General features: G+C 58.7%; 11 protein-coding genes. 3 read left to right on the top strand and 8 right to left on the bottom strand.

Translation table 11 applies throughout. The annotated features are described in order from the left end of the window. Window positions 1-83: 83 nt before the first annotated feature. From SERRSCBI_RS12300 to SERRSCBI_RS12290, 3 genes are all read right to left on the bottom strand, one after another. Entirely contained in the window at window positions 84-332 is a 249-nt protein-coding gene (locus SERRSCBI_RS12300) for a hypothetical protein (RefSeq protein ID WP_004930507.1), read from the bottom strand. 194 nt (window positions 333-526) lie between these two features. Then, entirely contained in the window at window positions 527-1,618 is a 1,092-nt protein-coding gene (locus tag SERRSCBI_RS12295) for a hypothetical protein (RefSeq protein WP_147837998.1), read from the bottom strand. Then, a complete protein-coding gene (locus SERRSCBI_RS12290) occupies window positions 1,570-2,379 on the bottom strand; it encodes a hypothetical protein (protein WP_223524914.1) in 810 nt (269 codons plus the stop codon). Before SERRSCBI_RS12290 ends, SERRSCBI_RS12295 begins: the two co-directional genes overlap by 49 nt. A gap of 50 nt (window positions 2,380-2,429) precedes the next feature. Between SERRSCBI_RS12290 and zntB the strand changes: the two genes are divergently transcribed. Further along, window positions 2,430-3,413 (top strand): zinc transporter ZntB, encoded by a 984-nt coding sequence (gene zntB, locus SERRSCBI_RS12285; protein ID WP_033650285.1) that lies wholly within the window; start codon window positions 2,430-2,432, stop codon window positions 3,411-3,413. A 217-nt stretch (window positions 3,414-3,630) separates the two neighbouring features. On the opposite strand, the gene SERRSCBI_RS12280 is transcribed toward zntB, so the two are convergent. From SERRSCBI_RS12280 to nifJ, 3 genes are all read right to left on the bottom strand, one after another. Further along, a complete protein-coding gene (locus tag SERRSCBI_RS12280; RefSeq protein ID WP_033643223.1) occupies window positions 3,631-4,029 on the bottom strand; it encodes a VOC family protein in 399 nt (132 codons plus the stop codon). A 147-nt stretch (window positions 4,030-4,176) separates the two neighbouring features. Continuing rightward, a complete protein-coding gene (gene ttcA / locus SERRSCBI_RS12275; RefSeq protein WP_042784636.1) occupies window positions 4,177-5,115 on the bottom strand; it encodes a tRNA 2-thiocytidine(32) synthetase TtcA in 939 nt (312 codons plus the stop codon). Window positions 5,116-5,344: 229 nt separating this feature from the next. Continuing rightward, on the bottom strand, window positions 5,345-8,878 hold the full coding sequence (nifJ, locus tag SERRSCBI_RS12270; protein WP_042785712.1) for a pyruvate:ferredoxin (flavodoxin) oxidoreductase: 3,534 nt from the start codon (window positions 8,876-8,878) through the stop codon (window positions 5,345-5,347). Between the two features lie 248 nt (window positions 8,879-9,126). On the opposite strand from nifJ, the gene ssmE reads away from it, so the two are divergent. Then, window positions 9,127-9,459, top strand: coding sequence for a multidrug efflux SMR transporter SsmE (gene ssmE / locus SERRSCBI_RS12265; RefSeq protein ID WP_033632935.1), 333 nt, complete (start codon window positions 9,127-9,129; stop codon window positions 9,457-9,459). 499 nt (window positions 9,460-9,958) lie between these two features. Beyond that, a complete protein-coding gene (locus tag SERRSCBI_RS12260) occupies window positions 9,959-10,213 on the top strand; it encodes a DUF333 domain-containing protein (protein WP_015377999.1) in 255 nt (84 codons plus the stop codon). Window positions 10,214-10,242: 29 nt separating this feature from the next. Here SERRSCBI_RS12260 and SERRSCBI_RS12255 read toward each other — a convergent pair whose 3' ends face one another. Then, the gene (locus tag SERRSCBI_RS12255; RefSeq protein WP_042784635.1) at window positions 10,243-10,668 is read right to left on the bottom strand and encodes an META domain-containing protein; all 426 of its coding nucleotides are present in this window, start codon (window positions 10,666-10,668) and stop codon (window positions 10,243-10,245) included. A gap of 52 nt (window positions 10,669-10,720) precedes the next feature. Then, the gene (locus SERRSCBI_RS12250; protein ID WP_042784634.1) at window positions 10,721-11,713 is read right to left on the bottom strand and encodes a 2-hydroxyacid dehydrogenase; all 993 of its coding nucleotides are present in this window, start codon (window positions 11,711-11,713) and stop codon (window positions 10,721-10,723) included. Window positions 11,714-12,125: the final 412 nt, after the last annotated feature.

Here is a 12,125-nt window from a genome sequence, read left to right as displayed (position 1 = left end):
TTTCCACGCGATAAACCCCGTTTAATAATAAACAGGGTTGCCATCATCACATTAATATTGTCTATTTCAGAGAGCGGTTACGCTTACAGACAGTCCCGCATGGCGTCCACCACTACGCGGCCGCTCATATCGGTCTGAGTAATGCGGTAGCTGGTGGGATAAGAACGACGGGTACTGAAACGATCGTGGACGGAGACCTTGCCAATCTGCAGGCCGGCGGCGTTTTTCACCACAAACTCACTGATCTCTTCCTGGCCCTGGTTTTGCAAATGGATATTGCTGATTTTTTCCAGCGTATCGCTGGCGTTTATTTTTAAATGGTCGCGTAACATAACTACCTCCTCGTAGTGAGAAAAGTATATGCCCCTAAAATTTGCGCTGAAACAGCTTTGTGTTGATTTATTATTATCATTTTGAATTAAAATTGATAGCAATATGTTAAGTCATAATAATAACGGCATTACCAGCGCTTTATCGGCGATATTGTCTGATTTATCGGCAATGGTTTATTTCAATGCCGTTATTATTAGTCTGCATTAATGGAGAACAGCGCTTGCCTGGCCGCCGGCGCGGGAAAGACGCAGGCGACGTTGTGTCCGCAGCCGGGAACGAGGGTTAACCGATGCGGCTTCTCCGGCGCCAGATAGCGCCGGTCATAGTCGGCATAGGCCAGGGCGCGCTGCAACCGGTAGGGGCCCTGCAGCTGGGCGGCGCAGGATTTGTCGAGTATCCGATAGTAGGCCCCCGGCGCGGTGCCGGTATCACCGTCTGCGGCCAGGTAGGTGATATCCGCCGCCGCATAGCGCCGGCGTGCTGCGTCGGCGGTGCGCTGCAGGTGAGCGGGAAGCGCTTCCGGACCATATTTCCACTGGTTAGCCTGCGGGCACTGGCCGGCGTCCAGCGTTTGCCAGCGGAAGCGACAGGTTTTTTCACTGCCGCAGCGCTCCGGATGAAGGGGCTGGGGACGCAGGTTGTCAAAATAGAGCCAGCTGCCCGGATCGGCGACGACATAGCGCAGACGCACTCCGTCCGGCGGGTCGGCGAAGCCGACATAATGCTGCACGAATTGGGCGCCGGCGGAGAAACCGGCGACGGTGATCGACTGCAACGACGGCCAGCGCCGTTTCAGATCGGCCAGCAGGTTATCCATGGCGTTGAACGAGCCGGTTTTCCCGCCATTATCCAAACCGCCTTCGATCCAGGAGCCGCAGCGCCACAGGGCGTCCCCCTCTTGCGGCGCCGGCAGCCCGGCGGAACGGCAGCGGGCGGCAAGCGTCTCCGGCACCTGGAACAGCGGGGCGACCAGCAAGCTGTTGTCTCCCGCTCCCTGCGCGGCGTCGATCGCCGCTTGCAATGTCTTGGCGACATCGCGCGGGTGGCCGTGCATCACCACCAGCGCGGTGCGCGGCTGGGGGGAGTGAGCGTGCGCGACAAAATAAGGCAGTGAACCCGCCGCCGTCGGCGCGTGATAGGGTGTGGCGAGGCGTTCTAACACCGGCTCTGCACGAGCCGATTGGCCGAACAGCAGCAGGGCGGCCATTGCGATGCAGCGCAGGCGGCGCATTCTCGTCAGGTTCGGCGCAGCGCAGCGCGCAGTTGTCTCAGGACTTCCCGGCATCGTTGTTCCTCACGCGCGCGTTGATAGTAGCGATAAAAGGCGCGTTCCGAACTGAGGTTACCCGCGCGTGCCAGCTGCCTGAAGGTCAGGTATGCCAGGCTGAACATAATGATAATAAATAATAAACCGGGGAACAGCAGCTGCCAGCCGTCGGTGATGCGCGCATTAGGCAGATAGCGGAGTGAATAGGGCGTAATCAATACCCCTAACTGCTGCAGCCCCCATTGAGTCAACGCAGGGAACAGCACCAGCAACGTAACGAACACCAAATACAGCAAGAAATAGCGACAGGAAAGCAAGAAACGCTTGAACGCGTTATTGGCGCTTGGCCGCAAAACGAAGCCTGCGGGCGTGGCGCGCAAGATTTGCTGACGGCCACCGGTGAAACGATAGCGTTCCAGCGCCGCTACGCTATCCGGCAATGCCAGCAGCAGCTGCAGCGCAACAAGGCCGGCGCTGCGGTTGCCGATATAGTCGCGAAACCGCAACAGACGTATGGGGGCGCTTTGGGGCTTCTCGACGGATTCGAGCAGGTTTAACAGCTTATCGTGGTTTTCCCGCCGAATGCGAAAAGGCGTTTTGACCACGGCGATAAACAGCGTAATGACGGTCGGTAGGACGATTTTCAAGATATCTGCGGTGCTGATTTGTAACATGCGAGTTTCCTCTCGGGCTGTCTTGCGTTCCTGGCAGCAGAAGTATAGACCACGCTTATGGGACAACATGAAAACTGGCGTTACAGCTTGGTCTTTGATCTCCAAGGCGTTAACGCTAGACTCAGCAACATAAGCAAGACTGAGGGGATAAATGAATGGATGTGATTGAGGGGAGCGAGCTGCAGGTCGCCGACGCGGTCTACGCCTACCAGCTGGATGGCAAGGGCGGCGTCACGCCGATCGAGCTGGATGACAAGATCACCTGTGACGCGCCTTGCTGGCTGCATCTTGATTACGCGCACCCGGCCAGCGCCGAATGGCTGAGCACCACGCCGCTGCTGCCGGACTCGGTGCGCGAAGCGCTCTCCGGCGAAAGCTCACGGCCGCGCGTCAGCCGCCAGGGTGAAGGCACCATGATCACGCTGCGCAGCATCAACTTTAACGCCAACTCACGGCCGGACCAGTTGGTCACCATTCGCGTGTACATCACCGATAAACTGATTATCTCCACGCGGCACCGCAAGGTGTATTCCATCGATCAGGTGGTGAACGATTTGCAAAGCGGCGCCGGGCCGACCAACAGCGGCAACTGGCTGGTGGAGATTTCCGATGCGTTGACCGATCACACCAGCGAATTCATTGAGGATCTGCACGACAAGATTATCGATCTGGAGGACGCCTTGCTGGAACAGCAGGTGCCGGAGCGTGGCCAGCTGGCGTTGATCCGTAAACAGCTTATCGTGCTGCGCCGTTACATGGCGCCGCAGCGTGACGTTTTCGCACGGCTGGCCAGCGACCGCCTGCCGTGGATGAGCGACGACGATCGCCGCCGCATGCAGGACATCGCGGATCGCCTGGGGCGCGGGTTGGACGATCTGGACGGCAGCATCGCGCGCACCGCCATCTTGTCCGACGAAATTACCACGGTGATGGCCGACGCGATGAACCGCCGCACTTACACCATGTCGCTGTTGGCGATGGTATTTCTGCCGACCACCTTCCTGACCGGGCTGTTTGGCGTCAACCTTGGCGGCATACCGGGCGGCGGCAACCCCTTCGGTTTCGCGGCATTTTGCCTGATGCTGGTCGGGTTGGTGCTTGGCGTCGCCTGGTGGCTGAAGCGCAGCCGCTGGCTGTAGGCGAAAATGACGAAAACCCGGTTAACATTGAGCAAAATCAACATTTAGCCGGGGGAAATGGGGCATGATCTCTCTCGCAGGTGAATGCAACGTCAAGCGATGGGCGTTGCGCTCCATAATTGTCTTACTTTCTTATTTTTGAATTACTGCATAGCACATTTGATTCGTACAATGCCGGTTTAATCACCGGCATTTTTTTATTCGATTTCTCTCTTCCTCAGGCCGCGCTTTCATCCCAGAAGCTGGCTTCAATCTTGTGCCCATCCAAATCACGGACAAAGCAGCCGTAGTAAGCCTCACCGTAATGCGGCCGCGAACCGGGCGCGCCTTCATCGACGGCGCCGGCCAGCAGCGCCTGGCGATGGAATTCATCCACCTGTTGCTTACTTGTGGCAAAAAAACCGACGTGCGTGCCGTTGCCGGGTGAAGCGGGCTGGCCGTCGATCGGCACCTGCAGCCAGAACTCCGGGTAGTCGCGGCCATAACCGATCGCGCCGGGATGCTCCAGCACCCGTCGGCAACCCAAGGCGGCCAGCGTGCGATCGTAAAAGGCCGCGGCGGCGACGAAATCGTTCGAGCCCAGCGAGACGTGGGACAGGCAGGGGGTGATATTCATTGCGCGATCTCCATATGACTGTATAAATGCACAGTATAGGGTAAAAACGGCATCGCCCAGCAAATTATGCGCAAACTGTGAACAGGATCGAGATCGTCGAGAGAGGGAAAAGGTCGCCGCTCGCAGGGTGGCGAGCGGCGAGGGGACTTATTTGATTTCCAGCACGTCCAAACGCGCCGGCGCAGGCGCCGCGTCGTCCGAATCTTCCGGCTGCCAGCCGACCGGCTGCATCGGAATGTCTTCGCGATCGAAGGCCAAATCGCCGCCGTCCACCACCGCGCTGCCGTGGTGAATGCCTTTGAAATCGAATAGATTGATATCGCTCAGGTGCGAAGGCACCACGTTTTGCATGGCGCTGAACATGGTTTCCAGCCGGCCTGGGTAACGTTTGTCCCAGTCGCGCAGCATGTCGCCGATCACCTGGCGCTGCAAATTAGGCTGAGAGCCGCACAGATTGCATGGAATGATCGGGAACGATTTGGCGATCGAGAAACGCTCGATGTCTTTCTCGCGGCAATAAGCCAGCGGGCGAATGACCACGTGCTTACCGTCGTCGCTCATCAGTTTGGGTGGCATGCCTTTCATCTTGCCGCCGTAGAACATGTTGAGGAACAGCGTCTGCAGAATATCGTCGCGGTGGTGGCCCAGCGCGATCTTGGTGGCACCCAGTTCGGTGGCGGTGCGATACAGAATGCCGCGGCGCAGGCGCGAGCACAGTGAACAGGTGGTTTTGCCTTCCGGGATCTTGTCTTTAACGATGCTGTAGGTGTTTTCTTCGACGATCTTGTACTCCACCCCCAAGCCTTCCAGGTAAGCAGGCAGAATATGCTCAGGGAAGCCGGGCTGTTTCTGGTCGAGATTCACCGCCACCAGCGAGAAATTGATCGGCGCGCTTTGCTGCAGATTGCGCAGGATCTCCAGCATGGTGTAGCTGTCTTTGCCGCCGGACAGACAGACCATGATGCGGTCGCCTTCTTCAATCATATTGAAATCGGCGATCGCTTCGCCCACGTTGCGGCGCAGGCGCTTTTGCAATTTGTTCAGGTTGTACTGCTCTTTTTGGCTAACGGATTGCTTTTCTGACATTTAAATCGTGCTCATTCTCAATGGGGGGCACTAGGGGCATGGCGTTGTAGACCGCGAGTTTACCATTCAACCGGCCGATTTTGATCATTATTCATCATCCAGCTTCCACGCGCCCGACGCGAGGCCTGTATGGTACGGATTGCGCGCAGGAATGCCAGCAGGTTTTATTGCTACGCCTTACGTCAACGGTAAAAGATCAGGGCGCGAATCGCTCGCGCCCTAAGGGAGGTTACTCAGCGGCGGACTTTTCCGCCTTGCCGGCCAGCAGGCTGAGGAAATCGTATTTCTCCTTCAGCTCTTTCTCGGCGGCCTGATACAGCGCGCTGGCCACCTCCGGCTGCTGCGCGTTCAAGCGGCGGAAACGCTGTTCTTTCAGCAGCGTTTCCGACAGGTTGCTGTTCGGCGGCCGCGAATCCAACGCCAATGCGGCCTTGCCCTCGGCGCTGCGGCGCGGATCGAAGCGGTACAGCGGCCAGAAGCCGGTGGCGGTCAGCTGTTTCATCTGATCGTGGCTGAGCGCCAGATCGTAGCCGTGCTCTTCGCACGGGCTGTAGGCGATGATCAGCGACGGCCCCGGATAGGCCTCGGCCTCCTGAATCGCTTTCACCGTCTGGTTGAGCTGCGCCCCCAGCGAGATCTGCGCAACGTAAACATGGCCGTACATCATCATGCTGACGCCCAGATCCTTGCGCGCCTTGCGCTTGCCGTGCTCGCCGAATTTGGTCACCGCGCCGAGCGGCGTGGCCTTCGACTGCTGGCCGCCGGTGTTGGAGTAGCACTGGGTGTCGAGCACCAGCACGTTGACGTTCTCCGTCAGGCTGAGGACGTGATCCAAACCACCGAAGCCGATGTCGTAGGCCCAGCCGTCACCGCCGATCAGCCAGATGGATTTATCCACCAGATAGTCGGCGTCGGCCGCCAGCTGGCGCGCATCTTCACCTTCAATACTCGCCAGCAGCGTGCGCAGTTCGGCGATTTGCTTACGGCGCGGCTCCGGCGCCACATCTTCCATCTGCAAGGCATTGACCAACTGCTCCGGCAGCTGTGGCGCCAGCGAATTCAGCAGGCGCAGCACCCGCGCGCGATGTTGATCGACCGTCAAACGGAAGCCCAGGCCGAATTCGGCGTTGTCTTCGAACAGCGAGTTGGCCCATGCCGGCCCGCGCCCTTCGGCGTTGGTGGTGTACGGCGTGGTCGGCAGGTTGCCGCCGTAGATCGACGAACAGCCGGTGGCGTTGGCGATCAGCAAACGGTCGCCATAGAGCTGGGTCAACAGCTTGATGTACGGCGTTTCGCCGCAGCCGGAGCAGGCACCGGAGTACTCGAACAGCGGCGTGATCAGCTGCGAGGTGCGAATGTCGATGCGTTCCAACTGCGCCGTATCGATTTCCGGCAGCTGCAGGAAGAAATCGTAGTTGTCTTTTTCCGCCGTCAGATTATCGAGGCGTGAAGCCATATTGATGGCCTTGATCTCCGGGTTCTGGCGATCTTTCGCCGGGCAGACCTCGACGCACAGGTTACAGCCGGTGCAATCCTCCGGCGCCACTTGCAGCACGTATTTTTGCCCGCGCATATCGCGCGCTTTGACATCCAGCGACTGCAGGGAGGCGGGGGCGTGTTCCATCTCCGCCGGCTGCACGACCTTGGCGCGAATGGCGGAGTGCGGACAGGCGGCGACGCAATGGTTGCACTGGGTGCACAGGTCGGGTTGCCAGACCGGGATCGCTTCGGCGATGTTGCGCTTTTCCCACTGGGTGGTGCCCACCGGCCAGGTGCCGTCCGGCGGGAAGGCGGAAACCGGCAGCGCATCGCCCAGTCCGGCCAACATCGCGGCGGTAACGGTTTTGACGAAGTCAGGCGCGGCGTCCGAGACCACCGGCGGGCGCATCGGGCTGCTGTCGTCGACCGGCTGCAGCGGGATTTCAATCAGCGCGCCGCGGGTGGCGCCCAGCGCCTGCCAGTTGCGCTCGACGATCTCCTGGCCTTTGCTGCTGTAGCTGCGGGCGATGGCGTCCTGCAGCTGTTGCAGCGCCACGTCGCTCGGCAGGATCTGCGTCAGATGGAAAAACGCCATCTGCATGACGGTGTTGATGCGCGCGCCGAGCCGGCATTCACGCGCCAGCTTGGCGGCGTTGATGATGTAGAAACGCGCCTGGCGTTGATGCAACAGCGCCTGTACCTCCTGCGGCAGGCGCGACCAGACTTCGTCGGCGCCGTAAGGGGTATTGAGCAGGAAGGTGCCGCCGGGTTTGAGGCGCTCAACCATCTGGTACTTATCGATAAACTGCAGCTGGTGGCAGCCGACGAAATCCGCCTGGCTGACCAGATAGGCCGAATTGATCGGCTGCTCGCTGACGCGCAGATGCGAGACCGTCAGGCCGCCGGCCTTTTTGGAGTCGTAGACGAAATAGCCCTGCGCATACAGCGGCGTGGCGTTGCCGATGATTTTGATGTTGTTCTTGGTGGCCGAGACCGAGCCGTCGCTGCCCAAACCGTAGAATAGCGCTTCCAGCGAGGCGCGCTGTGGCAGGACTTCGTCGCTCAGCGGCAGCGAAAGGCCGGTGACGTCATCGAAGATGCCGATGGTGAAGCGCGGGCGCGGCTGCGGCTGGGCCAGCTCGCGAAACACCGCCAGCGCGCAGTCCGGGCCGAACTCCTTCGACGACAGGCCGTAACGGCCGCCGATCACTCTCGGCAGCGTGGCGCGCTCGCCCCGGCTGTAGGCTTCCGCCAGCGCGGTCATCACGTCCAGATACAGCGGCTCGGCCAGCGCGCCCGGTTCTTTGGTGCGATCGAGCACCGCGACGCTGCGCACGCTGTCCGGCAGCGCGCCGAGCAGGTGTTTGGCGGAGAACGGCCGGAACAGCCGCACTTTCAGCACGCCGACTTTTTCGCCGCGGGTCAGCAGGGTGTCGATCACTTCTTCGCAGGTGCCGGCGGCGGAGCCCATCACCACCACCACGCGTTCGGCCTGCGGGTGGCCGTAATAGTCGAACGGCCGGTAGTGGCGGCCGGTGAGGGCGGCGAAGGCCTCCATGGCGTCGATCACGTGCTGGTCGGCGGCGTCATACCAAGGGTTGGTGGCCTCGCGCGACTGGAAATAGGTGTCAGGGTTGGCGGAAGTGCCGCGCACCACCGGATGATCCGGCGACAGCGCCCGGCGGCGGTGGGCGTCGATCGCCGCCTGCGGCAGCATGTGCCGCAACGTATCGTCGCTGAGCGGTACGATTTTATTGATCTCGTGCGAGGTGCGGAACCCGTCGAAAAAGTGGATGAACGGCAGGCGCGCGTTGAGGCTGGCGGTCTGCGAGATCAGCGCGAAATCCTGCGCTTCCTGCACGCTGCCGGCGCACAGCATGGCGCAGCCGGTCTGGCGCACCGCCATCACGTCAGAGTGATCGCCGAAGATTGACAGCGCGTGCGTGGCCACGGTGCGCGCGGCGACGTGCAGCACAAACGGCGTCAGCTCGCCGGCCAGTTTGTACAGCGTCGGGATCATCAGCAGCAGACCCTGCGATGAGGTGAACGAGGTGGACAGCGCGCCGGTCTGCAAGGCGCCGTGCACGGTGGCGATCGCGCCGCCCTCCGACTGCATTTCCACCACTCGCGGGATATCACCCCAGATGTTTTGCCGGCCATCGCCGGACCAGGCGTCCGCCTGCTCCGCCATGGTGGAACTTGGCGTGATAGGGTAGATGGCAATCACTTCGTTGGTGCGATAGGCCACGGAAGCGACTGCATTATTACCATCTGTAGTTATCATCGACATTACCTTTTCATTGCTCACAAAGCCGCGAAAGCGCACTTTCGCAGTAATGGAAAAAAGTCTAACAGAGGGTTTGAACGCGGCTTTATCGCGTTTGTGTGGCGGGCGATAAATCGGCAAGCGTATCCGGCATCGCTATTTGCATCGCCGGTTGAGATCACTTCAATAAATTGTTTTCGCCGTTTAAAGACAATTTATTCCCGGCGCGTCATAATTACGCATCGGTAAACTGACAGAAGAAAACCATGAGCGGATTTATGTATTTGACGATGGCGATAGTCGCGGAAGTGATCGCCACCACCATGTTGAAAGCCTCTGAGGGCTTTACCCGTCTGTGGCCGTCGCTGCTGGTGGTGCTGGGCTACGGCGTGGCGTTTTGGGGGCTGTCGATGGTGGTCAAGAGCATGCCGCTGGGCATTGTGTATGCGATTTGGTCGGGCATGGGGATCGTGCTGGTGTCGGTCGCGGCGGTATTCGTTTATCAGCAAAAATTGGATTGGCCGGCGATTGTCGGCATGGGATTAATTATTGCCGGCGTGCTGGTAATTAATTTACTGTCGAAAGCCTCTGTGCACTGAATGTTATTTTGATGTAAAAAAAGCCGGCGTGACAGCAAGTCGCGCCGGTTGAAGAATTCAGCCATCATTCACTGAAAATAGTGGAATGCTAATTAGTTAGCGCCGTCAGCATAGACGCAAATATCATCCTCTCCGGTAGCAAAAAATGCGCCGTCACGCCGAAAGCACGCGGGGTTAATTAATACCGATATCATGCGAAGAAACCCCGTCGCCGGCAACGGTGACGTTATCACTTTCTCTCTGCGGCCGGGGCGGGCGGTGGGGGCCGCTGTCACGTTTAACCTCCCGCAATGGGGGCGGAAATATTCTGCAAACAAAATAAATGTCCGGCCGGCGCAAAAAAACCACAAATAATGGCCGGAATATATTTTCATTATTTATATATCGAGCTAGATTAAACAAGTTTGCATCAAAGATAGCGAAACGTGTCCGCCAAGTGACGCGCGTTATCGGCAATGGCGATTTTACACAGCGCAGTTCCGGGTTCAGGAGTGGGATAATGACGACATCAAAATGGCTGCTTGCCAGCGCCGTGCTGCTTTTAGCCGCCTGCAGCAGCAACAACGAAGAGCCAGTACAGCAGGGCAACAGTGCCAGAATCAATACGTTGCAGACCAGCGCCGGTTGCGCGGCGGTCGGCGGCGTCACCACCATCGCGCACAACTTGAACGGTGAAGCGTTGCGCATGTGCCAGATGCCGAACGGCAAACAGTGTGAGGAACGCACGCTGGGCCTGGGCAGCTGCGCCGGGTAAGCCCACGGCGCCAGGCCTGGCGTCCAGAATCAATATACCCAGTCGCGCAGGGCATAAACCAGCGTGTGGCCGCTGCCGTTGAGCGTCAGCTGCTGCGCGCTCAGCGTCACTTCGGCGCCGTTTTCCAGCACGGTGCCGATCACCCGATCCCAGCGATTGCGCTGCTCATCAGGGCACAGCCTGCGCGTCGAGGACAACGGTTTTACCGTCAGTAGGCCGTCGCGTAATTGCCCCTGGCCGAAAAAGCGGTTGCACATCGCGCCGGACACATGCAGTTTCTCGCCGAACTCCAGATTGAGCAGGACGCCGCCCGTTGGGGATTTTGCCGCTTCGCCATCGACGCTCTGCAACACGAAATTATGATGCATCAGATCGCCGAGCGTAACGGTCGCGTGTGGTTTCATGCTGCATCCCCCCAAGACCAGCGCCGCAAGGGCGGCCATCGTTGTTCTCATCGTCGCGCTCTCAAATAAACAGGGCGCCGCAAGGGGCGCCCCGAGATGCCATTTACGCGTTCAACTGGTTCGGGCAGGATTCGCCGCGATCCAACTGGCTGATGTTCTGCAGCGTGGTTTGCGAAATGCTGGTCAGCGCCTCTTCGGTCAGGAAAGCCTGATGGCCGGTGAACAGCACGTTGTGGCAGGCCGACAGGCGGCGGAACACGTCATCCTGAATCACGTCGTTAGACTTGTCTTCAAAGAACAGATCGCGTTCGTTCTCGTAGACGTCCATCCCGAGCGCGCCGATTTTTTGCTGCTTCAACGCGTCGATGGCGGCGGTAGAGTCGATCAGCGCGCCGCGGCTGGTGTTGATCACCATTACGCCGTTTTTCATCATCGCGAAGGCGTCGGCATTCAGCAGATGGTGGTTTTCCGGCGTCAGCGGGCAGTGCAGGGTGATTACGTCGGATTGCGCGTACAGCGTTTTCAGGTCGACATACTCTGCGCCCAGTTCCAGCGCCTGTTCGCTGGGGAACGGATCGTAAGCCAGCAGCTTCATGCCGAAGCCTTTGAGAATGCGCATCGTCGCCACGCCGATTTTACCGGTGCCGATCACGCCGGCGGTGCGATTGTGCATGTTAAAGCCGATCAGCCCTTCGAGTGAGAAATTGGCGTCGCGGGTGCGTTGATATGCGCGGTGAATACGGCGGTTCAGGCACATCATCATGCCTACCGCGTGTTCCGCCACGGCTTCCGGCGAGTAGGCCGGCACGCGCACTACCTTGATGCCCAGCGCTTTGGCGGCGTCCAGATCGACGTTATTAAAACCGGCGCAGCGCAGGGCGAGAATTTCGACGCCCAGCGCCGCCAGTTCTTCGAGCACTTCACGGCTACCGTCGTCGTTGACGAAGATACACACCGCCTTGCAACCGGCGGCCGTTTTGGCGGTTTTTTTACTGAGTAAAAAGTCGAAGAATTCCAGCTCATAGCCAAACTGCTGATTCACCAGTTCGAGATATTTACGGTCATACTGTTTGGTGCTGTATATCGCCAATTTCATCGTGGTTTCTCCACCGTGATTTTGTGATCAATTTAACAGATTTTAGTAAATTCGACAATTGGTTAGCCACGCTGCAAGGCTGCTGTGGGCTGGCGACGGTGAAGGGAAGGCGACGGTGAGGCGGGCGACAAAAAAATCCCCACGGGGGTGTGGGGAATGGCTTCTCTAGTACACAGTTAGCTAGCAGCTAAACTTTTATTAGAATGCTTGCAAGACTATTAATCATCAACGGTAACAACAATAACAAAAGTCTGAAAACTGTCCTATTTATGTGATGTATATGTAACGAAAATCTACAACTCCGCGCGCGCTTGCGCCAAAAGGGTGCAAATCGCCTCTGCGACCGCACTCAGCTTCACCCTATGTCAAATTCGTGCCATCATTATTGTCAATTCAGGCATAGACTTAACCA

Origin of the sequence: Serratia sp. SCBI (assembly GCF_000747565.1) — a bacterium.
In the GTDB taxonomy this organism is placed as follows: Bacteria; Pseudomonadota; Gammaproteobacteria; order Enterobacterales; family Enterobacteriaceae; genus Serratia; species Serratia ureilytica.
The sequence above is the reverse complement of the archived record's forward strand: the minus strand, read 5'-3'. Positions and strand labels throughout refer to the sequence as shown.

Bases quoted from the DNA above. Each gene is read 5' to 3' on its own strand.
- nifJ (WP_042785712.1), bottom strand. From the start codon at position 8,878: ATGATAACTACAGATGGTAATAATGCAGTCGCTTCCGTGGCCTATCGC.
- ssmE (WP_033632935.1), top strand. From the start codon at position 9,127: ATGAGCGGATTTATGTATTTGACGATGGCGATAGTCGCGGAAGTGATC.
- SERRSCBI_RS12280 (WP_033643223.1), bottom strand. From the start codon at position 4,029: ATGAATATCACCCCCTGCCTGTCCCACGTCTCGCTGGGCTCGAACGAT.
- SERRSCBI_RS12300 (WP_004930507.1), bottom strand. From the start codon at position 332: ATGTTACGCGACCATTTAAAAATAAACGCCAGCGATACGCTGGAAAAA.
- ttcA (WP_042784636.1), bottom strand. From the start codon at position 5,115: ATGTCAGAAAAGCAATCCGTTAGCCAAAAAGAGCAGTACAACCTGAAC.
- SERRSCBI_RS12255 (WP_042784635.1), bottom strand. From the start codon at position 10,668: ATGAGAACAACGATGGCCGCCCTTGCGGCGCTGGTCTTGGGGGGATGC.
- SERRSCBI_RS12295 (WP_147837998.1), bottom strand. From the start codon at position 1,618: ATGCCGGGAAGTCCTGAGACAACTGCGCGCTGCGCTGCGCCGAACCTG.
- SERRSCBI_RS12260 (WP_015377999.1), top strand. From the start codon at position 9,959: ATGACGACATCAAAATGGCTGCTTGCCAGCGCCGTGCTGCTTTTAGCC.
- zntB (WP_033650285.1), top strand. From the start codon at position 2,430: ATGGATGTGATTGAGGGGAGCGAGCTGCAGGTCGCCGACGCGGTCTAC.
- SERRSCBI_RS12250 (WP_042784634.1), bottom strand. From the start codon at position 11,713: ATGAAATTGGCGATATACAGCACCAAACAGTATGACCGTAAATATCTC.